A 24,068-nucleotide genomic window follows, 5' to 3' on the forward strand; every position below is an offset into this window, starting at 1 on the left:
AGGCCGTGGCCCGGCCGCGATCGCAGGGCTTCGACTCGCAGCGCGAGCAGCTGCTGGCCGCCGCCGCGCGACTCTTTGCCATCCAGGGCTACACCGCCACGACGATGCAACAGGTGGCCGAGGCCGCCGGCGTCGGCAAGGCCACGCTGTACCACTACGTGCGCGACAAGCCAGCGCTGCTGGCGGCCATTGCCGGGGGACACGTGGCCCGGCTGCTGGCGCTGGTCGACGAGGTCGCGGCCGAGGCTGCGCACGAGCGGCTCGCGCCCGAGCCGCATCTGGCTCGGCTGATCGAGCGCTTTCTGCGGGCCTACGCGAACGCCCAGCACGAGCACCGCGTGTTGACGGAGGATGTGAAGTTCCTTCCCGAGGCCGAGTGCACGGTGCTGCTGGCCGGCCAGCGCCGTGTGGTGCAGGCCTTTGCCGACGCCGTGGCGGCGATCCGGCCCGAGCTGGTCCCGGCGGGGCTGGCCAAGCCGGTGGCCATGCTGCTCTTCGGCATGATCAACTGGACCTTCACCTGGCTGCGCGGCGACGGCGCCTTGTGCCACGAGACGCTTGCGCCGCTGGTCACCCAGCTCTTCATCGGCGGGCTGCTGACGCTGCCCGAACCTGGGGGCGGCGCCTTCAGCGCCTGAGGCTGAAGGCGCGCGCGGCCAGAAGACCCAGCCCGATGCCGGCGGCATCGGCTGCCACATCGGCCAGGCTGGCGTGCCGCCCCGGCACCTGGGCCTGCACGAGCTCGATGAACACACCAAAAGCCAGCAAGGCCGTGCCGATGCGCCACCCGGCCGCGCGGCCATGCCCCCAGCCCTGGACAGCCACCCAGGCCAGCACGCAGAAGGCGGCCAGGTGGCGCAACTTGTCCAGTGGCAAGCCACCGTCGCGGAACTGCACCGGTGCGAACGCGAACCACGACACCACCCCCAGCAGGGCCAGCATGGTGCCCCGCCAGGCGCTTGGCGCACGCACCCAGCCGGAACACCGGCGGCGCCAAGCTTCAGTATCCATGGCAGACCTCGCAGCCGGGGAGCCGGGATACCGCAAGTTCGTCCCAGCGCATGGCGCGGGCGTCCAGCATCAGCAAGCGGCCTGCCAGCGGCGTGCCGGTGCCGAGCAGCAGTTTCAGCGCTTCGGCCGCCTGCACACTGCCGATCAGGCCCACCAGCGGTGCGAACACGCCCATCGTGGCGCAGGCCGCGTCCGGCTGCGCCACCGAAGGCGGGAACAGGCAGCCGTAGCACGGCGCTCCGGGGCGACGTACGTCGTAAACGCTCACCTGGCCGTCGTAGCCGAGCGCCGCGCCGCTGACCAGCGGCCTGGCGTGGCGCACGCAAGCGGCGTTGACGACATGGCGCGTGGCGAAGTTGTCACTGCAGTCCAGCACCACGTCGGCTGTGGGCACGAGTTCGTCCAGCAGCGCGGCATCGGCGCGCACCGGGCGTGCGTCGACCGCGACGTCGGGGTTGGTGGCGGCGATGCGTTGGGCTGCCGACTGCACCTTGGGCATGCCCAAGGTGGCCAGCGAGTGCACGATCTGCCGCTGCAGGTTGGTGGCATCCACCGTGTCGCCGTCGAGCACCGTGATGCGGCCGACACCGGCGCTGCTCAGGAAGAGCAGCACCGGCGAGCCCAGGCCACCGGCGCCGACCACCAGTGCGTGGCTCGCAAGCAGCCGCTGCTGGCCCTCGATGCCGATCTCGTCGAGCAGCACATGGCGGCTGTAGCGCAGGAGCTGGTCGTCGGTCATGCGGGCAGGGCGGCAGGGAGCGGGCGGGGCAGGGCGGACCGCATTGTCGTCTCGCCCGTCCGCGCGCGCCGTGGTGGGCCAGCCGGGGCAGCGCGGCCAGCGGAAGCTGCGCGGCGGTGGCGAAGGGCAGGGCCGTGGTGCAGCCGCGCGGCGTGGCCACACGCCACCGGCCGACGGCGTCCAGGTCGGCAAGCGGCCCGCCACCGCGCTCGCACTCGCGTGCGCGGCGGCGGGCCGTGTCGGTATCGACACCGTGCATGGTGTCGGCCGCGGTGGCGCCGATCATCACCAGGTGCCCGGCGGCCCAGGCTGCCTGTGGATTCGGGCGCACCACGACTGCGGCGTCGAGCGAGTCGGTCACACCATTGAGCGGTACGCGGCGCACGGCGCAGCGCGTGGCGGCGACCTGTGCCAGATGCGGCGGTGGCAGCGCCTCGGCGTCGAAGGCCTCGTCGGCCTGCCACGCGGCCAGCCTCGGCCATCTCCCTGCGTGGCGGGCGCGGTGGCGGTGGCGAAACGGATCGATGTCTGCAGCATGGCTCGCTCCTGGTGGTTTAGCGGGACTGCCCCGGTGCGGCCAGACCGATGGCCTATACTTGAAGGCTTTCGCCGGTGTAGCTCAGTTGGTAGAGCAGCGCATTCGTAATGCGAAGGTCGGGAGTTCGACTCTCTTCACCGGCACCAAGTATCGACGGGGGTTGGCAGGTAAGCGCCTGCTAACCCCTTTGTCGTTTCTGCAGCCGATGTAACGGCGGATGTAAGCGGTTTTCGTCGGCGCGGCTCCACAAACGACGAACCCAGCACGGGGCCGGGTCGGGTCTGGGTAGTGGTCGGGGCGAGCGCCTGCCCCGGAATCGGCTGGGTACTTCGCCGTACTTTGCCGACGGGTTCCCGGATTGCGCGCGGTTTCGGGCCTTTGTTTATCGGTCCGGTCCCGGCTCGGGGCTGCGCAGCGCCTCGGGCAGTCGCCAGTGTTCACGGTCGCGGCCGAACAGTCGGGGCGGTTCCCAGTGCCCATGCACCAGGGCCGACAGTCCCGTGATGACAAGGCGGTCAATCAGCGCCTGGGTGTTGTCCCTCGGGTGCAGTTCCTGCGCGGCCTGCAGCGCCAGCAGGGCGGCCGGGCCGGGCATGTAGTCAACGCGGACGCGGTTCGCCTTGCTCATGGCTTGGTTTCCTTCGCTTGTCGTCTAGCTCGCGCAGCACGTCGCGGCAGTCGCGGGCCACGAAGCCCACGCCACCGGCTGCCCGTATGCGCCCGATGAATTCGGCCTGCGCGGGGCGCAGCTTCCCGGCCGGGCCCTTCACTTCCACCCCCAGAAGGCGGCCGTCCTTCAGTTGCCCCAGCACGTCGGGGCAGCCCGGCCAGCCGAACCGCACAAAACGGGCACCCATGCGGGCGGCACCGGAGTTCATCCGCTCGCACCAGGCCACGGCGGGATGCGTGCGCAGGGCCTGCAGCACTTCCACCAGGGCGGCGGCTTCCTTGCGGTCGAGGATGCGCGGCTGCGCTTGCTCCAGGCCGAACAGGTCAGCAGCCATTGCCACTCCCGAACATGCGCCCCCGGATTCCCGCCCCCCTATAGGGGGAGCGGGGAATTTCGGGCCCGGGAACCCCCGAAAACGGGGAATTCGGGGAATTTCGGGGTGTCACGTCAGCCACAGCCAACCCTCCCCGCAGCCCAGCACACCACGCGCCACAAGGCCCGTAATCGCCTCTCTGGTGCGCTCGGTTCGCCGGTCGCTGGCGCAGGGCAGGGCGGCCCCTGCAGCGCATAGGGCGGGCTCCAGTTCGATGCACGGGCGCGATGCTGGCGCGCCACCCATGCCGAACCGGGGCGATGCCTTGAACATCGGGCGCAGTGCGTCGAGCACGATGCGCTGATTCCCGCCCTGCGGCAGCTTCACCCGTGCCACGTCGGCGGTCCCCATGTCGCGGCGCACCACGCACGATGAAACCGGCTCGCCGTCGCTCTCTTGCGGCAGTTGCACCACCTCCAGGCGGAACGGGTGCGCGTCACCATCGGCGCCGTCCTTTGCCTTGCTCACCTTCCACTCTTTGCGCTCGCCGTCGCGGGTCACTTCGACGGCAGCATCAAGTGCAGCGAAAAGGCTTGAGTGCCCGCGCAGGCCCCGGGCGGCATCCTTGCCCGTGTGATGCACCAGCACCACCAGGCCAGCGGTCAGCCGCTGCAGTTCCTTCGTGCCTTCCAGAATCTCGCCCATGTCGCGGCTTGAGTTCTCATCGGCCATCGGCGCGGCGCGGTTCAGGGTGTCAACGAACACCACGGCACCGGCACCCACGGCGGCGAGGATGGCGGCGGCGAGGTCGGGCACGTCGCCCGTCAGCTTGAACCCCTGCAGCACCAGGCGCAGGCCGGCCGGCAGCTTCCGGCCGTGCGCTTGCTCCCACGCCTCGGCGCGCAGCTTGAACCCGGCTTCGCCTTCCAGGACGACATACACCACAGGCGCGGCGGTCACGCGATACGCGAACCACTCGCGGCCCTCGGCGATATGCGCGGCCAGGTCGAAGGCAAGGAAAGACTTTCCCGATGCGCTGGGGCCGAACAATGCGGCCACGCCTACGGTAGGCAGCACGCCACGCACGCGCCAGGCCAGCGGCGGCAGCGCGGCGATGTCATCACGGCCCAGCAGCTTGAAGCGCGGTTCAGGTTTCGGCGGTTCGCTGGCGCTGGATAGAAGCACCTCCAGGGCGTCGATACCTTCGCGCAGTGCGTAGTCATTCGCATCGAAGTTCCGCGCCTCGCCCTCGGGCATCGCGGCCACGGCGGCGCCCACCTCGCGGGCGATGGTTTCGGCTTCCTCTTCCTTGCCCTTGTCGGGCACCAGCACCAGCCGCGCGGATGCGTCACGCTGGCGCAGTTCGGCGGCAACCCGGCGCACGTTACTCCAGCCGAACGCCACCACGGCAGCGAAGCCGGTCGCCTTCCAGCAGGCCCACGCGGTAGCGATGCCTTCGCACACGTAGGCAATGCCACCGGGCACCAGCTCGCCCACGATGAACACCCCGTCCATCGGTGCGCCCTTGAGGTTCAGCTTTCCAGGCTTGTCCTTCGCCTTCCATCGGTCGGCCACCTCGGGCGATGGTACGAACACCAGCGAAACCGGCTCGCCACCGGCCAGCGGCAGCACCGGCACCACCAGGCAGCCGGCCACGCTCTCGCCCTGAATCCGCAGCGGGTCACCCTCTGGCACCACGCGCAAGCCCTCGGGCCGGCCGTCCTTCTTCACGATGTAGCCATGCGCTTCAGTCGCGGGCCTGCAGCGCGCCCACACCTCGGCGGCACTCATCCCGGGGCGCGGCGCTTTCGCGGGCTCTACGGGGCGCGCAGGGGCCTTGCTGGGGCGCTCGCGGCGCTTCCCGTAGCCCCCATGCTCGGCGGCCATTCGGTACAGCGTGCCTTCGCCTATGCCCTTGCCCGGCTTGATGCTGCGCCAGGTGGCGAGGGCGGCGCGTTCGTCATAGTTTCCGGCCCCGGCGCTCCATTCGTTGAAGTCATCGAAGCCCAGGCCCGCAGCCTGCGCGGCCATGCCGGCACGCACCCACTCATCGCGCGGCAGGTCGGGCGGGATGGCTTGCAGCGCCTCGCGGGCGCGGTCGAGGTTAGCCAGCATCGCCACCCCCCGCCTCGCGCGCGCATGAGGGCGTTCCGGGGCAGCACGCGGCCAGCGCGGCGGAAAGGTTCCGGTGGATTCGCCGGAACCTATCGATGAAGGCGATGCGCGCGACCGCGACATTCACGGCATGCTCAGTGCCGATGCGCAGACTAGGGCGGCACGCGGCCAGCGCCTGCAGGCCTTCCAGCCATGCGGGCCCGTTCATCGCGCCACCCCGGCCAGTTGTGCCAGCGCCTCGGCGGCGTACTTCGCGGGCAGCTTGTAAAGGGCGATGGTGCGGCCCGGGTGTTCTTCGCTGGGGCTCGGCACTTCGATGGTTTCGATAGGCCAGCCCAGCGCGCGCAGTTGAAACACCACGGCGGCGAGGCGCCAGGACCCGGCCCCCTCCAGAAAGTCGGGATGGTCGAAGACGCGGCCATCAAGAAAGAGCTTCAGCGCGCGGTCGGCGAGGGTGTTGCGCTTCGGCCATGCGGGGCAGAATGGCGGCGGGTCAATCAGCGTCAGTTGTTCACCCAGGGCCCCGGCAGCCGGCAAGTTGTTCGGGGCCTTCTTCATGCTGGCACCCCCAGCACGCGGCGAAGCTCGGCCACCGGCCATGCCAGCCGGCCGTGTACGCGAATGGGACGCAACGGGCCGTTTTCTAGGCAAGCCCACGCGCGCAGCGTTTGCGGCTGGCGGTTCAGCCAGTAAGCGGCGGTCGCCGTATCGACGGCGGGGCGGGTTTCGCGGTCAAGCGGAACGAAGGCGGGGCCGGTCGCGGCCTGCCTCGCTTCCGGGCTGTGATGCGTTGCGGTTTCCATGGCTGGGCTTCCTTCGCCGTTGCGGCGTGTTGAAGCCCAAATGAGATTTCCCGGGTATCGCACCCCGTCAAGCGGGGTAGGCCTACCCCGTCAGCGGGCCATAGGTGCGCCAGCGTGAAGTCGGGGTAAGCGCGGGGTACTACTTCAGCAGCCGAATCAGCGCACCGCCCTTGCGCTCCTCGTCTCGTTCTTTGCGTGCCTTCCGAATGTCCTTGCCGATGTTCGAGCGGTCGGCGGTCGGTCTCGTTCGCTTCTCGGTCTTCGTGACGCGCGCCAGTGCGCCAGACTTCCCGCCGGCCGCAACCTCGGCATCGTGCATTTCCAGGAGGCGCCACCGGCGCTGCTCCGGTGTCTCGATTACCGGTGCCGACTCCGCTGCGGCTCCGTCGGCAATCAGCCGCAGTCCAATGCCGCGCGCTGCGACTAGCGGGCGCAGGTCTTCGAGCAGAAGCACGGAAGCCCGCAGGGTGCGCCCTACAGGGAAGGTTTGCGGGCCCAGCGTGAGCGGGTCACGAACCGTCAAGGCGCCCGAATCAACCTGCACCTTTAGCTCGGTCTCAAGGCCAATTTCAGCGCCTACCTGCGCCCACTCGCCTTCGTGCAGCACGCGAGCAATCAGGCGCGGCAGGTCACCAAAGCGAACCGGCACCCCCTGCGGCAGTTCCAGCCAGCGCGTGAAGCTCTCTTCGGCCATCGCATCCCCCCGATGCACCCCCGACGAAAGGTGCCCCAGCAGGCCAGCGGGGGGCTGGCGGTTCGGCCCGTTTTCGACGCGGGCCTAGCTGGGGCGGAACGAGAGTCTAGGCGGCGGTCACCAGCCGCAGGCCAGCGGGCGCGGCGGTCGCCGGGTCGAATTGAATCCCCGCCTTGTCGTGAATGAACCGCTCAATCTGCGCGAGGTAGGGGCGCAGCGCGTCAATCGAGCGGGGCCGGTAGCCCTCGGCAATGGCGCTCGGCTTGTGGCCCATAACCTGCGCGATGGCGCCAGCCGGTGCGCCTGCAGCCTCGCCCAGCAGCGAAAAGGTGCGGCGCAGCCCGTGAATCGAAACGTGCGGGATGCCAGCATCGGCCAGCACGTCGGAATGGGGCGCGCGGGGTTCGGCGATGCGGCCCGATGCGCTGGCCTGCACCCACTGCGGCGGCTCACCCTTGCGGCCCTTCTTCAGCCTAACGCTGGCGAACACCCATTCATTGATGCGCGGCAGCCCGTTGATAAGGTGCGCCATGTAGGGCGTGAGCGGGATAACGCGGGTCGCTTCCACCTTGTCGGCGATGGTCAGTTTCTGCCACTGAAAATCCACGTCAGCCCAGCGCAGCGCGGCCATTTCCTCGCGGCGGGCGCCGGTCAGCACCAGCGCCTGAAGGTAGGCGCGGGCAGCGCGGCTTTGCAGCTTGTCGGTGCCAGCGAACCATGCGGGCAGTTGGTCAATCTCCAGGGCGTCGCGGCGCTTGTTCACCCCGGGCAGCACGTCGCCTAGCTCGCTGGCGCGCGCGGCGTCCTTCTGCACCAGCGCGCGAAGGTCCTTCTTCGTTGCGCACCAGCCGAGGAACCCGGAGAACATCGCCACGGCGCGGGCTGCCTGAATCGGCGCCGTCTTGGCTTCCTTCGCATACCACTCGCGGATGGTGTCTTGGTCTATCGACGCCAGCCGCAGCGGCATCAATGCGGCCAGGTGCCCGGGCTTCGTCTTGCCCGTGCCTCGCTTCTTCGGCTCTCCACCCAGCGAAGCGGCCTTCTTCAGGTCGGCGACATAGCGCGGCTTCCATGCGGCTTTGCGCTTCGGCTTGCCCTCGGCCATGTAGCGCGGCCAAACCTCGGCCACGGTCAGCACGTCGGCCACTTCGGCGGTGCGCTTCGCCACATCGGCGGCGATGGTCTCGGCCTTCACTTCGCGGGGGTCCCGGCCGGCGTCAATCTGGCGCTGCAGTTCGCGGGCCCGTTCCTGAGCCTGCGGGATGCTCCAGGCGTCAGGGCTGCCGATGGTCACGCGCAGTGTCTTGTCCTGAAACCGGCCCTGGAAGATGTAGGCGGGCTTCCCGGTAGGCGTCACCCGCAGCCCTAGCCCAGGCGTTGCAGCGTCCCACTTGAACGCCTGCGCCTTGTCGGGCGGGCAGGTGAACCCCGCCACCTTCGGCGCCGTCAATCGTTCCTTTGCCATGCTGCCCCCGTCTGCTTACATCGGGCCTGATGTAACGAGGGATGTAAGCAATTTGCCCCCGAAGCCCTGAAGTGCCATCAATGCTCGGCGGCCTTGATGCTGGCCTAAAGCGTTGATTTGTATAGCTACCGCAGGGGAGTCTATCAACACCGATGAACGCGGGCAAACACTATTTCTCGCGCATTCGTAATGCGAAGGTCGGGAGTTCGACTCTCTTCACCGGCACCAACACCCTCCAAAGCCCGGCCTGCGCCGGGCTTCGTCGTTGGGTGGGCCGTCTCGGACGTGCTGCCTAGTGTAGTGTTCGACTCTTGAAGGAACGTAATTGAGTTTTCCACCTCCAATGCTCTACTTCGGTTTGCAATGGAGCGAAGAATTGCGAGTTGCCCCAGGGATAGAGTTGACGGATGAGCAAGAGGTCGAACTGACGAGGCTTGCGCGCTCCAAGCGCACCAGCGTCAGGCTGGCCCAGCGTGCACAGATCGTCCTGCTGGCCGCACAGGGCCTTCAGAACAAGGACATCGCCGAGCAACTGGGCGTAGGGCGCGTGCAGGTTGCTCGCTGGCGCGAGCGCTATCTGCAGTCCGGCCTTCCGGGGATTGAACAGGACCTGCCGCGCGGCGCCCCGCCCGTGAAGATGGACGTTGCCAAGTTGGTGGAGCTGACCACGCAGAGCACGCCCGTGGCTGCCACGCACTGGAGCACTCGCAAGATGGCTGCAGTGCTGAAGGTCAGCCCGAGCACGGTGATGAGCCACTGGCAGGCCAACGGCCTGAAGCCGCACTTGGTGCGCGGCTTCAAGGTGTCCCGCGACCCGAAGTTCGTCGAGAAGCTCGAAGACATCGTGGGCCTGTACATGTCCCCGCCCGAGCACGCGTTGGTGCTTTGCTGCGACGAGAAGAGCCAAGTACAGGCGCTGGACCGCACGCAGCCGGGCCTGCCGATGAAGAAGGGGCGCGCGCAGACGATGACGCACGACTACAAGCGCAATGGCACAACCACGTTGTTCGCGGCGCTCAACGTGCTGGACGGCACCGTCATTGGCCAATGCCAACAGCGTCACACGCACGCAGAGTGGCTGAAGTTCCTGCGCAAGATCGATCGTGAAACGCCCAAGGACAAAACGCTGCACTTGATCGCCGACAACTACGCCACGCACAAGCACCCTGCGGTGCAGGAATGGCTGGCCAAGCGCCCACGCTTCAACATGCATTTCACGCCGACCTCAGCGTCGTGGCTGAACATGGTGGAGCGATTCTTCCGGGACATCACAGTCAATCGGCTGCGCCGTGGCGTGTTCACGAGCGTGCCCGAGTTGATCACTGCCATTGAAAAGTACGTCGCCCATCACAACACCAAACCAAAGCCGTTCATCTGGACCAAGAGCGCCGCCGACATCCTGCAGAAGGTAATTCGGGCCAATGCGCGCTTAAGTTCCAAACAGAACGCAACACTACACTAGAATGCGGCGATGCGCATCCTCATCGCCAACGACGACGGCTACCTCGCCCCCGGCATTGCCGCCCTCGTGCGGGCCTGTCAAGGCCTTGGTCACATCGACGTCTACGCCCCCGAGCAGAACGCCAGTGGCACCAGCAACGCGCTCACACTGACGCGGCCGTTGTCCATTTTCCAGGCCAAGGTGGAGGGCGTGCAGGGCTTCAACGTCGTCAACGGCACTCCGTCGGACTGCGTGCACGTGGCGCTCACGGGCGTGCTTTCCCACAAGCCGGATCTTGTGCTCTCGGGCATCAACAACGGCGCCAACATGGGTGACGACACGCTCTACTCCGGCACCGTGGCCGCTGCGATGGAGGGCTTCTTGTTCGGCGTACCGGCAGTCGCCTTCTCGCAGGCCGAGAAGGGCTGGCGCGAACTCGACGCGGCGGCTGCGGCCGCACGTGCCATCGTCGACGAGCTCATCGCCGGCGACGCGTTGCGGCACGGGCCCTTCCTGCTGAACGTGAACCTGCCCAACCGCGCTGATGTGGCCTCCCGGCCCCGCGTCGTCACACGCCTGGGCCGGCGACATGCCAGCGAGCCTGTGATCCGCCAGACCAACCCGCGCGGCGATCCGATCTACTGGATCGGCCCGGCCGGCGACGCGCGCGAGGCCGGCGAAGGCACTGATTTCCACGCCGTGGCCCAGGGTTGCGTCTCGATCACGCCGCTCCAGGTGGACCTCACCGACCACGCGGCGCGCGCCGACTGGGTCAGCCGGCTGGCCCGCCCGTGAGCAAGCCGGCGACGCGCCGGTTCCCGCTCGGGCTGGACCGCGTCAGTCCTGGCGCGGCCGCGGCCCAGTCTGGCGGGCATGCCTTGCTGCGCCCCCAGCGCCCACTGCAACAGGCTGCGGCCGACCTGGCCCGCCAGGCCCCGCCCAGCGGACTGGGGCTGGACTCTGCCGCGGTCCGGGCTGGCATGGTGCTTCGCCTGCGAGCCGGCGGCCTGTGCTGCGAGCCGGTGCTTCAGGCCCTGGGCGCCGTCGAGCGCCACCGCTTCGTTGACAGCGCCCTCGTGCCGCAGGCCTACGAGGACACCAGCCTGCCGATCGGCCTGGGGCAGACGATCAGCAAGCCGTCGGTGGTGGGCTGGATGCTCGCGCTGCTGTTCGACGGTGCCACGGCGCGCCGCCAGGGTCACTTGGGCCGTGTGCTCGAGATCGGCACCGGCTGCGGCTACCAGGCTGCCTTGCTGCTCGGGCTGTCCGGCAGCGTGGTCAGCATCGAGCGTCTGGAGCCTTTGCACGACAAAGCCGCGGCCAACCTGGCAGGGCTGCGTCGGCAGCGCGATCTGAGGCTGGTCTTCGGCGACGGCATGCTGGGCCACGCGCCGCGTGCGCCCTACGACAGCATCATCGCTGCAGCGGGTGGCGATCAGCTGCCCACGCCCTGGCTGGCGCAACTGGCGCCCGGCGGGCGGCTGGTGGCGCCGGTGCAGTCGGCGTCGGGCCAGCGACTCGTGGTGGTGGACCATGCGCCCCAGGGGCTCGTCTCGCAGACGCTCGAGCCGGTGCAATTCGTCCCCCTAAAATCCGGTACGGCATGAGCGGTCCATTCCATCTCCTTTCGAACCCCGCACGCTTAGCGGTCCTGCTGGTGGTCATGGCGGCATGGTTGTCCGGCTGTGCCAGCCCCGATCACCGGGCCCCTGTCGAAGACCGCAGCGGCAAGGTGCGCAACCTGCCCGAGCCGCGGCTGCCCGGCGTGGTGCCCCGACCGCCCGCCTCGGCGGCACCGGCAGTTCCTCCCGTGGTCGAGGCCGCGCCCGCGCCGCTGCCCCCGGGTGCCGAGAACGCGGGCAAGCCGGGCTACTACACCGTCAAGCGCGGTGACACCCTCTACGCCATCGGTCTGGAAACCGGACAGGGCTATCGCGACATCGCGCGCTGGAACGGGCTTGAGAACCCCAACCTCATTGAGGTGGGTCAGGTGCTGCGCGTGGTACCCCCGGCGGCTGAGGCCGCGGGCGGCGTGACGCGGCCGGTGGCCTCGGCCGGCCGGATCGAAACACGGCCCTTGCCGGCTGCGCCGGGGTCGGCGACCACGACTATGCCGGCCACGGCAACCGCGCCGGCCGCCAGCGGCTCTGCGCCGCCAGCGCCAGGCGCCCCAGCGACGGCCCAGCCCACGAACGAAGGCGAGGATGGCATCGTCTGGTCCTGGCCAGCGGCCGGGCCCGTGGCCACGCCGTTCGAAGAGAACCGCACCAAGGGCCTGGCCATCGGCGGACGCGCCGGAGACCCGGTGCTGGCCGCCGCCGACGGCCGGGTCGTTTACGCCGGCTCGGGGCTGCGCGGCTATGGCAACCTGGTCATCGTCAAGCACAACAACCTGTTCCTCAGTGCCTACGCGCACAACCAGACGCTGTTGGTGAAGGAAGACCAGATCGTGCGTCGCGGCCAGCGCATTGCCGAGATGGGGAATACCGACGCCGAGCGCGTGCAGCTGCACTTTGAGATCCGTCGCCAGGGCAAGCCGGTCGATCCGGCACGGCTGCTGCCGCCGCGCTAGGCCCGTGGCCGACGGACACGATTGGCTGGAGGTCGAGTCGCTCGACCTCGAGGCCCAGGGCGTGGCGCGCCGTGCCGACGGCAAAGTGGTGTTTATCGAGGGCGCGCTGCCCGGCGAGCGCGTGCAGGTGCAGGTGTCGCGCCGCAAGAACGCCTGGGAGCAGGGGCCGATGTCGGCGCTGGCCCGCGAAAGCGCGCAGCGCGTCAAGCCCGGCTGTCCCCACTTCGGCCTGCACGCCGGAGCCTGCGGCGGCTGCAAGATGCAGCACCTGCACCCGGCGGCTCAGGTCGCCGTGAAGGCGCGCGTGCTGGAGGACAACCTCCACCATCTGGCCAAGGTCAAGCCCGAGCGGCTGCTGCGCCCGCTGCATGGCCCGGACTGGGGCTACCGCTTTCGGGCGCGGCTGTCGGTGCGCTTCGTCGCCAAGAAGAACACCGTGCTCATCGGCTTTCACGAGCGCAAGAGCCGCTACGTGGCCGATATTCGGGTGTGCCCGGTGCTCCACCCTGCCGTCAGCGCGTTGTTGATGCCGCTGCGCGCGCTGATCGGCACCATGGACCAGCGCGACCGGCTGCCGCAGATCGAGCTCGCGGCCGGCGACGAGGTGGTGGCGCTGGTGCTGCGCCACCTGGAGTCGCTGTCGCCGGCCGACGCCGAGCGTCTGCGCGTCTTCGGCCATGCGCACGGCGTGCAGTGGTGGCTACAGCCTGGCGGGCCCGATACCGCGCACCTGCTGGATGAAGGCGGCCCCGTGCTGGCCTACGCGCTGCCGGAGTTCGGCGTGACCATGCCCTTCAAGCCGACCGACTTTACGCAAGTCAACCCGCAGATCAACCGCGCGCTGGTGCAGCGGGCGGTGCGGCTGCTCGGCGTGGAGCCGGGCCACCGCGTGATCGATTGGTTCTGCGGCCTGGGCAACTTCACGCTCCCGCTGGCGACGCGGGCGCGCGAGGTCCTGGGCATCGAGGGCAGCGAAGCGCTGGTTCAGCGCGCGCGAGACAACGCCCGCCTGAACGCTCGTGCCCAAGGCCTGGCGGCGAACACCCGCTTCGAGGCGCAGAACCTGTTCGAGATCGGCCCGGCCGACCTCGCGCGTCACGGCGTCGCCGAGCGCTGGCTGGTGGACCCCCCGCGCGAAGGCGCCTTTGCCCTGGCCAAGGCCGTGGCCGACGTGCATGCCGCGGGCGGCGCGGGGCTGCCGGGGCGCATCGTCTACGTCAGCTGCAACCCGGCCACGCTGGCGCGCGACGCCGGACTGCTGGTGCACCAGGGTGGTTACCGCTGCACCGCGGCGGGGGTGGTGAACATGTTCCCGCACACGGCGCACGTCGAGAGCATTGCGGTCTTCGACCGGGCATGAAAAAGGGGCTCCGAGGAGCCCCTGGTCGTGCGTGCCGCGGCGATCTCAGTCGTCGCTGCCGCCAGCGATGCCAAACAGCGCCAGCAGGCTCTGGAACACGTTGTAGATGCTCAGGTACACGCCCAGCGTGGCGGTGATGTAGTTTGTCTCCTCGCCGTCCTGCACACGCTTCAAGTCGTACAGGATGAAGAAGGAAAAGATGCCGATCACCGCCACCGACAGCGTGATCATCAGCGCGCTGCTCTGGATGAAGAAGTTGGCGATGCCGGCCACGATCACCAGGATCACGCCCACGAACATGAACTTGGCCATGTTCGACAGGTCGCGCTTGACGATGCTCGACAGCGAGGCCATGCCCAGGAAGATGGCGCCGGTGCCGGCGAAGGCCATCATCACCAGGTTGGCGCCGTTGCCCATGCCGAGCACCACCGCCAGCAGTCGCGACAGCATCACGCCCATGAAGAAAGTGAAACCCAGCAGGATGGGCACGCCGGCGGCCGAGTTCTTGAACTTGTCGATCGCAAACATGAAGCCGAAGGCGCCAGCCAGGAAGACGATCAGGCCGATTCCGGGCGTGAGGATGCGGTTGATGCCGATGCTCATGCCGACCCAGGCCCCCAGCACCGTGGGCACCATCGACAGCGCCAGGAGCCAGTAGGTGTTGCGCAGGACGCGGTTGCGTTGCGCCGCGAGCGCACCGCCGCCGGCCAGGCCGGGGAAGTTCTGCACGCCTTGATCCATGGTGTCGACCTCCGAGAGTGAAGTGGCCAACTGGGCCACCAGCGCGCGATTCTAGGTGGCGCGGTCACGGCTGAAATGCCCCTAAACGCAGCAGCGACATGGTCTTTGGGGCGTTATCTTCGCAGCCATGAAAACACAACCCGTGCTCGGCCTTGACGACGTCAAGGCTATCGCCGCGGCCGCCGAGGCCGAGGCCCTGAAGAACCAGTGGGCGGTGACCATCGCCATCGTCGATGCCGGCGGCCACCTGCTGTGGCTGCAGCGCCTGGACGGCGCGGCGCCCGTCTCGGCGGCCATCGCCCCGGCCAAGGCCCGCACCGCGGCGCTGGGCCGCCGCGAGACCAAGGTCTACGAGGACATGATCAACGGCGGCCGCACCTCCTTCCTGAGCGCACCGCTGATCGACGGCATGCTCGAAGGCGGCGTGCCGGTGCTGGTGGACGGCCACTGCGTGGGCGCCATGGGCGTGAGCGGCGTCAAGAGCACCGAGGACGCGCAGATCGCGCGGGCCGGCATCGCCGCGCTGGGCGCCTGAGCAGCGCCGGGCTGGGGCTGCGCGGCAGGGTTTCAGACGGCCGGCCGGGCTATACTCCGGCGGTTTGCCTGCACCCACCCCGCGCGCTCGAAACTCCGCTGTCGGTTTCCCTCGATCCCTCTGTCGCCACCCGGTGCCCGCACCGGGCCGGCGGCGGGTGATGAGCGCGCGAACCCCGGAGCTTTCCACTTGCTGCCCCACCTTGCCCCCGCGCTGCTCGCCCTCGCAGACGGGACCGTCTTCCACGGCCACCGCGCCGGCGCTGCCGGCCACACCGTGGGGGAAGTGGTGTTCAACACCGCACTCACCGGCTACCAGGAGATCCTCACCGATCCCAGCTACTGCCGGCAGATCGTCACCCTCACGTACCCGCACATCGGCAACACCGGTGTCAACGACGAGGACGTCGAGTCGCGCGGCGTCTTCGCCGCGGGGCTGATCGTCAAGGATGTTCCCCGCCGCGTCTCGAACTTCCGCGCCACCGCGAGCCTGCCGGAGTACCTGGAGCGCGAGGGGACCGTGGCCATCGCCGGCATCGACACGCGCCGCCTGACGCGCGTGCTGCGCCGCACCGGCGCGCAGAACGGCTGCATCGTGGGCTTCGAGCCGGGCACCGTGATCGGCGATGCACAGGTCGCCGAGGCCGTGGCGCGCGCGAAGGCCGCGCCGTCGATGGCCGGCCTCGACCTGGCCAAGGTGGTGAGCACCACCGAACGCATCGGGTGGACCGAGACCGAATGGCAGCTGGGCCAGGGCGTCGGCCGCCTCGAGAACCCGCGCTTCCACGTCGTGGCCTACGACTTCGGCGTCAAGCGCAACATCCTGCGCATGCTGGCCAGCCGCGGCTGCCGCGTGACGGTGGTGCCCGCGCAGACGCCTGCGGCCGAGGTGCTGGCGCTGCGCCCCGACGGCGTGTTCCTGAGCAACGGCCCGGGCGACCCCGAGCCCTGCGACTACGCCATCGCCGCCACGCGCGCCATCGTCGAGGCCGGCGTGCCCACCTTCGGCATCTGCCTGGGCCACCAGATCCTGGCGCTGGCCTCGGGTGCCAAGACCTTCAAGATGAAGTTCGGCCACCACGGCGCCAACCACCCGGTGAAGGACCTCGATACCGGCCGCGTCGCCATCACCAGCCAGAACCACGGCTTCGCGGTGGACGAGGAGACGCTGCCGGCGACGCTGCGCCCCACGCACGTGAGCCTGTTCGACGGCACGCTGCAGGGCATCGCCCGCACCGACCGCCCGGCCTTCGGCTTCCAGGGCCACCCGGAGGCCAGCCCGGGCCCGCACGACATCGGCAGCCTGTTCGACCGCTTCACGGCGCTCATGGCCAGCAAGGAGAAGGCGCATGCCCAAGCGCACTGATCTGCAGAGCATCCTCATCATCGGCGCCGGCCCCATCGTCATCGGCCAGGCCTGCGAGTTCGACTACTCCGGCGCCCAGGCCTGCAAGGCGCTGCGCGAGGAGGGCTACCGCGTCGTGCTGGTGAACAGCAACCCGGCGACGATCATGACCGACCCCGGGACGGCCGACGCCACCTACATCGAGCCCATCACCTGGCAGGTGGTCGAGAAGATCATCGCCAAGGAGCGCGCCGAGCACCCGCAAGAGACGATGGCGCTGCTGCCCACCATGGGCGGTCAGACGGCGCTGAACTGCGCGCTCGACCTGCACCGCCACGGCGTGCTGGCCCGGCACGGCGTCGAGATGATCGGCGCCAACGAGCACGCCATCGAGAAGGCCGAGGACCGCCTCAAGTTCAAGGACGCGATGACCTCCATCGGCCTGGACTCCGCCCGCAGCGGCATCGCCCACAGCATGGAAGAGGCCCTGGCGGTGCAAAAGCGCATCCAGGCGCAGATCGGTGGCACGGGTTTCCCGATGGTTATCCGCCCGAGCTTCACGCTCGGCGGCACGGGCGGCGGCATCGCCTACAACCCGGAGGAGTTCGAGGAGATCTGCAAGCGCGGCCTCGACCTGTCGCCCACCAAGGAGCTGCTGATCGAGGAGAGCCTGATCGGCTGGAAGGAGTACGAGATGGAAGTCGTCCGCGACCGCGCGGACAACTGCATCATCGTGTGCGCGATCGAGAACCTCGATCCGATGGGCATCCACACCGGCGACAGCATCACGGTGGCCCCTGCGCAGACGCTCACCGACAAGGAATACCAGGTGATGCGCAACGCCAGCATCGCCATCCTGCGCGAGATCGGCGTCGACACCGGCGGCTCGAACGTGCAGTTCGCGGTGAACCCGGCCAACGGCCGGCTCATCGTGATCGAGATGAACCCGCGCGTGTCACGCTCCTCGGCTCTGGCGTCCAAGGCCACCGGCTTCCCGATCGCCAAGGTGGCGGCCAAGCTGGCGGTGGGCTACACGCTCGACGAGCTGCGCAACGACATCACGGGCGGCGCCACGCCCGCGAGCTTCGAGCCCTCGATTGACTACGTGGTGACGAAGATCCCGCGCTTCGCCTTCGAGAAGTTCCCGGCCGCCGATCCGCACCTGACCACGCAGATGAAGAGCGTGGGCGAGGTCATGGCCATGGGTCGTACCTTCCAGGAGAGCTTCCAGAAGGCGCTGCGCGGCCTGGAAACCGGCATCGACGGCCTCACGCCGCGCAGCACGGAGCGCGACGAGATCGTCGACGAGATCGGCAACCCCGGCCCCGAGCGCATCCTCTTTGTAGGCGACGCCTTCCGCATCGGCATGACGCTCGACGAGGTCTTCGACGAGACCGCCATCGACCCCTGGTTCCTGTCGCAGATCGAAGAGCTGGTGCAGCTGGAGCAGACGCTCGAGAGCCGCACGGTCGATTCGCTCACGGCCGCCGAGCTGCGCTTCCTCAAGAGCAAGGGCTTCTCCGACAAGCGCCTGGGCACGCTGATGGGCTCGCACCAGCACGCCGTGCGCGAGCGCCGCTGGTCCTTGAACGTGCGCCCGGTCTACAAGCGCGTGGACACCTGCGCCGCCGAGTTCGCCACCGATACCGCGTACCTGTACAGCAGCTACGACGAAGAGTGCGAGGCCGAGCCGAGCACGCGCCGCAAGATCATGGTGCTGGGCGGCGGGCCCAACCGCATCGGCCAGGGCATCGAGTTCGACTACTGCTGCGTGCACGCCGCGCTGGCGCTGCGCGAAGACGGGTTCGAGACCATCATGGTCAACTGCAACCCCGAGACGGTATCGACCGACTACGACACCTCCGACCGCCTGTACTTCGAGCCCGTGACGCTGGAAGATGTGCTCGAGATCGTGGCCAAGGAAAAGCCCGAGGGCGTGATCGTGCAGTACGGCGGCCAGACGCCGCTGAAGCTGGCGCTGGACCTCGAGCGCGCCGGCGTGCCCATCATCGGCACCAGCCCCGACAGCATCGACGTGGCGGAAGACCGCGAGCGCTTCCAGCAGCTGCTGCACACGCTGGGCCTGAAGCAGCCGCCCAACCGCACGGCGCGCACCGAAGAGCAGGCGCTGGCGCTGGCGCACGAGATCGGCTACCCGCTGGTGGTGCGCCCGAGCTACGTGCTGGGCGGCCGCGCGATGGAGATCGTGCACGGCGACAAGGACCTCGAGCGCTACATGCGCGAGGCCGTGCGCGTGAGCGAGAAGAGCCCGGTGCTTCTGGACCGCTTCCTCGACGACGCCATCGAGGTCGACGTCGACTGCATCGCCGACGGCAGCGATGGCGATGCCGGCGTGATGATCGGCGGCATCATGGAGCACGTGGAGGCCGCCGGCATCCACAGCGGCGACTCCGCATGCTCGCTGCCGCCGTACTCGCTGAGCCCCGAGCTGCAGGACGAGCTGCGCCGCCAGACGGCCGCGATGGCGCGCGCGCTCAAGGTCGTGGGCCTGATGAACGTGCAGTTCGCCATCCAGGGCGAAGGTTCCGAAGCCGTGGTCTACGTGCTCGAGGTGAACCCGCGCGCCAGCCGCACCGTGCCCTTCGTGAGCAAGGCCACGGGCCAGCCGCTGGCCAAGATCGCCGCCCGCTGCATGGCCGGCCAGAAGCTGGCCGCGCAGACGGGCATCGGCGGCCGCGCGCCGCTCGAGGTGGTGCCGCCGTACTTCAGCATCAAGGAGGCGGTGTTCCCGTTCAACAAGTTCCCGGGCGTCGACCCCATCCTCGGCCCCGAGATGCGCTCCACCGGTGAGGTCATGGGCGTGGGCCTGAGCTTCGGCGAGGCCATGCTCAAGAGCCAGCTCGGCGCCGGCTCGCGCCTGCCGGCGAAGGGCACGGTGGTGATCACGGTCAAGAACGCCGACAAGGCGCGGGCCGTCAAGGTGGCCTCGGACCTCGTCGACCTGGGCTTCAGTGTTGTCGCCACCAAGGGCACGGCGGCGGCCATTGCGGCGGCTGGCGTGCCGGTGGGCGTGGTCAACAAGGTCAAGGACGGGCGGCCGCACATCGCCGACATGGTCAAGGCCGGCGAGATACAACTCGTCTACACCACGGTCGACGAAACCCGCCAGGCCATCGCCGACAGCCGCTACATCCGCACCGCGGCGCTGGCCAACCGCGTGACCTACTACACCACGATGGCCGGCGCCGAGGCCGCCACTGAGGCGCTGAAGCACGCCGAAGGCATCGAGGTGCAGTCGCTGCAGGCGCTGCACGCCGAACTGGAAGAGGGGCTTGCGGCGACGCCCGCTGCTTGACTTAAACTTCGTCGGCCGATCGCCGCCGCAGCCAGCCCCACCGGGCTTCCTGCGGCGGTTTCACTTTTCCGCTGCCTGCGCTGCCCTTCTTCCCCGGATCCTCGCCATGAACACCATTCCCCTCACGCGCCGCGGTGCCGAGCTGCTGAAGAACGAGCTGCACCGCCTGAAGACGGTGGAGCGTCACGCCGTGATCCAGGCCATCGCCGAGGCGCGGGCGCAGGGCGACCTGTCCGAGAACGCCGAGTATGACGCCGCCAAGGACAAGCAGGGCTTCATCGAGGGCCGCATCAAGGAGATCGAGGGCAAGCTCGCCGCGGCCCAGGTCATCGACCCCAGCGCCCTGGCGGCCGACGGCAAGGTGGTGTTCGGCGCGACGGTGGACCTGGAAGACGAGGACAGCGGCACCAAGGCCACCTACCAGATCGTCGGCGACGACGAGGCCGACTTGAAGCAGGGCCTGATCAGCATCTCCAGCCCCATCGCGCGGGCCCTGATCGGCAAGGAAGTGGGCGACGTCGCCGAGGTGCAGGCCCCCGGCGGGCTCAAGCACTGGGAGATCGTCGACGTCCGCTACGCCTGAGCCCGCAGCCGATGACGCTGGAGCGCTGGCGGCGCCTGCTGCCCGGCCTGTGGCTGGGATGGATGCTGTGCGTGGCCATCGTGGCCACGCCTGCGGCGTTTGCGCTCCTCGAGCGTGCCGATGCCGGCCGCGTGGTGGCGCGCGTGCTGCGCTGGGAGGCGAACAGCGCGCTCCTGCTGGGCGCCGCGCTGCTGGCGCTGGAGCGCGTCCGCGCCAAGCGCCTGGCCGACGAGGGCGGCGGCAGCCAGTTCAGCACGGAGTTGGCGCTGGCAGCCGCAGCGCTGTTCTGCACGGTGGCCGGCTACTTCGGCCTGCAGCCGCTGATGGCGGCAGCGCGGGCGGGGCAGGGCGCCTTGAGCTTCGGCCAGCTGCACGTCGTGAGCATGGGGTTCTACGGCGTGAAGGTGCTGCTCGTGGCCGTGCTGGCCTGGCGTGCGGCCGGCATGGCCGCGGCCCCGGGTGCCGTCAGTCCTGGGCCTTCTTCTTGACGCTGGTGGGGCGCACCTTGGCCCGCTTGATCTGGCCGCCCGACGTGACGCGCTCGTTGCCGAACACCTTGACCTTGCGCACCGTGGCGCGGTGGTTGCCGCTTTTGGAAAAGCTCACGAGCTTCACCGTGCGCGGCCCCGGCATGCGATCCTCGCGCTCAGCCTTCGGCCTGGGCGGGACGGGCCGCCACAGCACCAGCAGCTTGCCGATGTGCTGGATGGGCGCGGCCGAGAGCTTGTCGGACAGCTCGGCCAGCAGGGCCTCGCGAGCGGCGCGGTCGTCGGAGAAGACGCGCACCTTCACCAGGCCATGGGCCTTGAGCGCGGCGTCGATTTCCTTCTCGACGGCGGCGGTGGCGCCGTCGGCGCCGATCATGACCACGGGGGCGAGGTGATGGGCAGCGGCGCGGTGTTCCTTGCGCTGGGCGGGTGTGAGCGTGATGGCGGGCATTGCCGGATTATCGGCCGCGCTCAGCACCGGGGGTGGGGATGAAGCCGAAGAGCAGACGAGTGAACCGGGCGTGGTTGCACGATCACATGAACGATCCCTACGTGCGGCTGGCGCAGCGCGAGGGCTACCGCGCCCGCGCCGCCTACAAGCTCAAGGAGATCGACGAGACGCTCAAGCTCGTCAAGCCCGGGCAGGTGGTCGTGGACCTCGGTGCCACGCCCGGCGCCTGGAGCCAGTACCTGCGGCGCCGCTTCGCACCCGAGGGCGCGGCGGCCGGCGCGCTTGACGGCACCATCATCGCGCTGGACGTCCTGCCCTTCGAACCCATCGAGGGCGTGCAGTTCCTCCAGGGCGACTTCCGCGACGACGCCGTGGCCGCGCTGCTGGCCCAGGCGCTGGCTGGCCGTCCGGTGGACCTGGTGGTGTCGGATATGGCGCCCAACCTCTCGGGCATCGAGTCGGCCGACTCGGCGCGCATCGCCCACCTGGTGGAGCTGGCGGTGGAGTTCGCCGAGCGCCATCTCAAGCCCGAGGGCGCGCTGGTGTGCAAGTGCTTCCACGGCAGCGGCTACAGCCAGCTGGTGCGGCTGTTCAAGGATCGCTTCCGTGTCGTCAAGCCGATCAAGCCGAAGGCCTCGCGCGACAAATCGGCAGAAACCTTTCTCGTAGGGATGGGTCTGAAGAACAGCTAAGGTCCGCACGATGCATCTCGGACTCCACCCGCCCGGCCCGGCCCGGCCGGGCGCGGAAGCAAGGCGTGTCAAGCCCGCTTTTCGAGGCCATCTCGCAAGGTCGCGTCAGGCCCACCCCGGCTTGACGGCACTAGAATCGACCGCATATGCCGTGGAATGAGGCGTAAGCTGAGCAGGTGCGCCGCCCGCTGAACTGGAAAAGGAGCCGCGGTGAACAACCAATGGTTTTCGAAGGTCGCTGTCTGGCTGGTGATCGCCCTCGTGCTGTTCACTGTGTTCAAGCAGTTCGATCGGGGCGTGGCGCAAGGCAGCCAGATTGCCTATTCGGACTTCCTCGACGAAGTGAAGGCGAGGCGCATCAAGCAGGTGACGCTGCAAGAGAACCCCGGAGGCGGCACCGAGATCCAGGCACTGCGCGAAGACGGCAGCCGCGTGCGCTCCACCGCCACCTTCCTGGACCGTGGCCTCGTCGGCGACCTGATCAACAACGGCGTCAAGTTTGACGTCAAGCCGCGTGAGGAGCCCAGCCTGCTGATGAGCATCCTCGTCAGCTGGGGCCCGATGCTGCTGCTGATCGGCGTCTGGATCTACTTCATGCGCCAGATGCAGGGCGGCGGCAAGGGCGGCGCCTTCAGCTTCGGCAAGAGCAAGGCCCGCATGCTCGACGAGGCCAACAACTCCACCACCTTCGCGGATGTGGCCGGCTGCGACGAGGCCAAGGAGGAGGTCAAGGAGCTGGTCGACTTCCTGAAGGACCCGCAGAAGTTCCAGAAGCTCGGTGGCCGCATCCCGCGTGGCGTGCTGCTGGTCGGCCCCCCGGGCACCGGCAAGACGCTGCTGGCCAAGGCCATTGCCGGCGAGGCCAAGGTGCCGTTCTTCAGCATCAGCGGCTCCGACTTCGTCGAGATGTTCGTCGGCGTGGGCGCGGCGCGTGTGCGCGACATGTTCGAGCAGGCCAAGAAGAGCGCGCCCTGCATCATCTTCATCGACGAGATCGACGCCGTGGGCCGCCATCGCGGGGCCGGCCTGGGCGGCGGCAACGACGAGCGCGAGCAGACCTTGAACCAGATGCTGGTCGAGATGGACGGCTTCGAGACCAACCTCGGCGTCATCGTCATGGCCGCCACCAACCGGCCTGACATCCTCGACCCGGCGCTGCTGCGCCCGGGCCGCTTCGACCGGCAGGTGTACGTGACGCTGCCCGACGTGCGCGGCCGGGAGCAGATCCTGGGCGTGCACATGCGCAAGGTGCCGGTGGGCCAGGACATCCGCGCCGACATCCTGGCGCGGGGCACGCCGGGCTTCAGCGGTGCCGACCTGGCCAACCTCGTGAACGAGGCGGCCCTTTTTGCTGCGCGCCGCAACGGTCGCGTGGTGGAGATGGTCGACTTCGAGAAGGCCAAGGACAAGATCATGATGGGCCCCGAGCGGAAGTCCATGGTCATGCCCGAAGAAGAGCGCAAGAACACGGCCTACCACGAGGCTGGCCACGCGCTGGTGGCCCGCCTGATGCCCAAGACCGACCCGGTGCACAAGGTCACCGTCATTCCGCGCGGTCGCGCCCTGGGCGTGACGATGCAGCTGCCGGAAGGCGACCGCTACAGCATGGACAAGGAGCGCATGCTCAGCACCATCAGCGTTCTCTTCGGTGGCCGCATCGCCGAAGAGGTGTTCATGAACCAGATGACCACCGGCGCCAGCAACGATTTTGAACGTGCCACGGCCATCGCCCGCGACATGGTCACGCGCTATGGCATGACCGACGAACTCGGCCCGATGGTCTACGCCGAGAACGAGGGCGAGGTCTTCCTGGGTCGCAGTGTCACGAAGACGACGACGATGTCGGAAGAGACGATGCGCAAGGTGGATGTCCAGATCCGCAGGATCATTGACGAGCAGTACGGAATCGCCCGTCGCCTCATCGAGGAGAACAAAGACAAGATGCATGCCATGGCGCTGGCCCTGCTTGAGTGGGAGACCATCGACAGCGACCAGATCGACGACATCATGGCCGGCAAGCCGCCCAGGGCGCCCAAGGACTGGTCGCCATCGTCGAACAAGCCCAGCGGCCCGACCCCGCCGGTCAACGCCGACGGCGCGCCGGCCGCGGCCTGAAGGCTCGTGTGACGACGACGGACGGGGCCTCGGGCCCCGTTTCTCATGGTGAGTGCCCCGTCTGGCGGGCGGGCCGGTTCTT

General features: G+C 68.8%; 24 protein-coding genes and 1 tRNA gene. 14 read left to right on the forward strand and 11 right to left on the reverse strand.

The genetic code is table 11. The annotated features are described in order from the left end of the window. Positions 1 to 5 precede the first annotated feature (5 nt). Positions 6 to 638, forward strand: coding sequence for a TetR family transcriptional regulator (locus tag KA711_16545; GenBank protein MCM0610580.1), 633 nt, complete (start codon positions 6 to 8; stop codon positions 636 to 638). Here the strand turns inward: KA711_16545 and KA711_16550 are convergent. Next, complete coding sequence (locus KA711_16550) at positions 628 to 942, reverse strand: VanZ family protein (GenBank protein MCM0610581.1); 315 nt, start codon at positions 940 to 942, stop codon at positions 628 to 630. The genes KA711_16545 and KA711_16550 overlap by 11 nt on opposite strands. Positions 943 to 1,000: 58 nt before the next feature. Further along, the gene (locus tag KA711_16555) at positions 1,001 to 1,750 is read right to left on the reverse strand and encodes a HesA/MoeB/ThiF family protein (GenBank protein ID MCM0610582.1); all 750 of its coding nucleotides are present in this window, start codon (positions 1,748 to 1,750) and stop codon (positions 1,001 to 1,003) included. Between the two features lie 608 nt (positions 1,751 to 2,358). Between KA711_16555 and KA711_16560 the strand changes: the two genes are divergently transcribed. Next, positions 2,359 to 2,434, forward strand: a tRNA-Thr gene (locus tag KA711_16560). A 236-nt stretch (positions 2,435 to 2,670) separates the two neighbouring features. On the opposite strand, the gene KA711_16565 is transcribed toward KA711_16560, so the two are convergent. The 7 genes from KA711_16565 to KA711_16595 all read right to left on the reverse strand — a co-directional run bounded on the left by KA711_16565 (position 2,671) and on the right by KA711_16595 (position 8,348). Then, positions 2,671 to 2,916 (reverse strand): hypothetical protein, encoded by a 246-nt coding sequence (locus KA711_16565; GenBank protein ID MCM0610583.1) that lies wholly within the window; start codon positions 2,914 to 2,916, stop codon positions 2,671 to 2,673. Beyond that, the gene (locus KA711_16570; GenBank protein ID MCM0610584.1) at positions 2,888 to 3,292 is read right to left on the reverse strand and encodes a VRR-NUC domain-containing protein; all 405 of its coding nucleotides are present in this window, start codon (positions 3,290 to 3,292) and stop codon (positions 2,888 to 2,890) included. The genes KA711_16565 and KA711_16570 overlap by 29 nt, the downstream gene beginning before the upstream one ends. Before the next feature lie 108 nt (positions 3,293 to 3,400). Next, positions 3,401 to 5,386, reverse strand: coding sequence for an AAA family ATPase (locus tag KA711_16575; protein MCM0610585.1), 1,986 nt, complete (start codon positions 5,384 to 5,386; stop codon positions 3,401 to 3,403). 204 nt (positions 5,387 to 5,590) lie between these two features. Further along, positions 5,591 to 5,944 carry a hypothetical protein gene (locus KA711_16580; protein ID MCM0610586.1) on the reverse strand — a complete coding sequence of 118 codons (354 nt, stop codon included), beginning with the start codon at positions 5,942 to 5,944 and terminating at the stop codon, positions 5,591 to 5,593. Beyond that, a complete protein-coding gene (locus KA711_16585; GenBank protein ID MCM0610587.1) occupies positions 5,941 to 6,189 on the reverse strand; it encodes a DNA-binding protein in 249 nt (82 codons plus the stop codon). Before KA711_16585 ends, KA711_16580 begins: the two co-directional genes overlap by 4 nt. A 139-nt stretch (positions 6,190 to 6,328) precedes the next feature. Beyond that, entirely contained in the window at positions 6,329 to 6,883 is a 555-nt protein-coding gene (locus KA711_16590; GenBank protein MCM0610588.1) for a hypothetical protein, read from the reverse strand. A 106-nt stretch (positions 6,884 to 6,989) separates the two neighbouring features. Continuing rightward, complete coding sequence (locus KA711_16595; GenBank protein MCM0610589.1) at positions 6,990 to 8,348, reverse strand: integrase family protein; 1,359 nt, start codon at positions 8,346 to 8,348, stop codon at positions 6,990 to 6,992. Positions 8,349 to 8,691: 343 nt separating this feature from the next. On the opposite strand from KA711_16595, the gene KA711_16600 reads away from it, so the two are divergent. The 5 genes from KA711_16600 to rlmD are packed head-to-tail and all read left to right on the forward strand — an operon-like array spanning position 8,692 to position 13,721. Beyond that, positions 8,692 to 9,810, forward strand: coding sequence for an IS630 family transposase (locus tag KA711_16600; GenBank protein MCM0610590.1), 1,119 nt, complete (start codon positions 8,692 to 8,694; stop codon positions 9,808 to 9,810). A 9-nt stretch (positions 9,811 to 9,819) separates the two neighbouring features. Continuing rightward, the gene (gene surE / locus KA711_16605; GenBank protein MCM0610591.1) at positions 9,820 to 10,584 is read left to right on the forward strand and encodes a 5'/3'-nucleotidase SurE; all 765 of its coding nucleotides are present in this window, start codon (positions 9,820 to 9,822) and stop codon (positions 10,582 to 10,584) included. Next, positions 10,581 to 11,396 carry a protein-L-isoaspartate O-methyltransferase gene (locus KA711_16610; GenBank protein MCM0610592.1) on the forward strand — a complete coding sequence of 272 codons (816 nt, stop codon included), beginning with the start codon at positions 10,581 to 10,583 and terminating at the stop codon, positions 11,394 to 11,396. Before surE ends, KA711_16610 begins: the two co-directional genes overlap by 4 nt. A gap of 56 nt (positions 11,397 to 11,452) precedes the next feature. Beyond that, positions 11,453 to 12,361, forward strand: a complete 909-nt coding sequence (locus KA711_16615) for a peptidoglycan DD-metalloendopeptidase family protein (GenBank protein ID MCM0610593.1) — start codon at positions 11,453 to 11,455, stop codon at positions 12,359 to 12,361. 4 nt (positions 12,362 to 12,365) lie between these two features. Then, positions 12,366 to 13,721: a 23S rRNA (uracil(1939)-C(5))-methyltransferase RlmD gene (rlmD, locus tag KA711_16620; GenBank protein MCM0610594.1), complete on the forward strand. Its 1,356-nt coding sequence runs from the start codon at positions 12,366 to 12,368 to the stop codon at positions 13,719 to 13,721. A gap of 45 nt (positions 13,722 to 13,766) precedes the next feature. On the opposite strand, the gene KA711_16625 is transcribed toward rlmD, so the two are convergent. After that, positions 13,767 to 14,462 (reverse strand): Bax inhibitor-1/YccA family protein, encoded by a 696-nt coding sequence (locus KA711_16625; GenBank protein ID MCM0610595.1) that lies wholly within the window; start codon positions 14,460 to 14,462, stop codon positions 13,767 to 13,769. Positions 14,463 to 14,589: 127 nt separating this feature from the next. On the opposite strand from KA711_16625, the gene KA711_16630 reads away from it, so the two are divergent. The 5 genes from KA711_16630 (at position 14,590) to KA711_16650 (ending at position 20,728) form a co-directional block, all read left to right on the forward strand. Next, complete coding sequence (locus KA711_16630; GenBank protein ID MCM0610596.1) at positions 14,590 to 14,997, forward strand: heme-binding protein; 408 nt, start codon at positions 14,590 to 14,592, stop codon at positions 14,995 to 14,997. A gap of 189 nt (positions 14,998 to 15,186) precedes the next feature. Beyond that, a complete protein-coding gene (carA, locus tag KA711_16635) occupies positions 15,187 to 16,362 on the forward strand; it encodes a glutamine-hydrolyzing carbamoyl-phosphate synthase small subunit (protein MCM0610597.1) in 1,176 nt (391 codons plus the stop codon). Further along, on the forward strand, positions 16,346 to 19,657 hold the full coding sequence (carB, locus tag KA711_16640) for a carbamoyl-phosphate synthase large subunit (GenBank protein MCM0610598.1): 3,312 nt from the start codon (positions 16,346 to 16,348) through the stop codon (positions 19,655 to 19,657). Before carA ends, carB begins: the two co-directional genes overlap by 17 nt. A 106-nt stretch (positions 19,658 to 19,763) precedes the next feature. Continuing rightward, complete coding sequence (greA, locus tag KA711_16645) at positions 19,764 to 20,240, forward strand: transcription elongation factor GreA (protein MCM0610599.1); 477 nt, start codon at positions 19,764 to 19,766, stop codon at positions 20,238 to 20,240. Positions 20,241 to 20,251: 11 nt separating this feature from the next. Then, the gene (locus tag KA711_16650; protein ID MCM0610600.1) at positions 20,252 to 20,728 is read left to right on the forward strand and encodes a DUF4149 domain-containing protein; all 477 of its coding nucleotides are present in this window, start codon (positions 20,252 to 20,254) and stop codon (positions 20,726 to 20,728) included. Here the strand turns inward: KA711_16650 and KA711_16655 are convergent. Continuing rightward, entirely contained in the window at positions 20,706 to 21,179 is a 474-nt protein-coding gene (locus tag KA711_16655) for a YhbY family RNA-binding protein (GenBank protein MCM0610601.1), read from the reverse strand. The two genes, KA711_16650 and KA711_16655, sit on opposite strands and share 23 nt — an antisense overlap. Positions 21,180 to 21,211: 32 nt before the next feature. On the opposite strand from KA711_16655, the gene KA711_16660 reads away from it, so the two are divergent. Both KA711_16660 and ftsH read left to right on the forward strand, forming a co-directional pair. Then, positions 21,212 to 21,871 carry an RlmE family RNA methyltransferase gene (locus KA711_16660; protein ID MCM0610602.1) on the forward strand — a complete coding sequence of 220 codons (660 nt, stop codon included), beginning with the start codon at positions 21,212 to 21,214 and terminating at the stop codon, positions 21,869 to 21,871. Positions 21,872 to 22,081: 210 nt separating this feature from the next. Further along, positions 22,082 to 23,986, forward strand: a complete 1,905-nt coding sequence (gene ftsH / locus KA711_16665) for an ATP-dependent zinc metalloprotease FtsH (protein MCM0610603.1) — start codon at positions 22,082 to 22,084, stop codon at positions 23,984 to 23,986. Positions 23,987 to 24,068: the final 82 nt, after the last annotated feature.

This window comes from Ideonella sp. WA131b, assembly GCA_023657425.1.
Lineage (GTDB): Bacteria > Pseudomonadota > Gammaproteobacteria > Burkholderiales > Burkholderiaceae_C > Rubrivivax.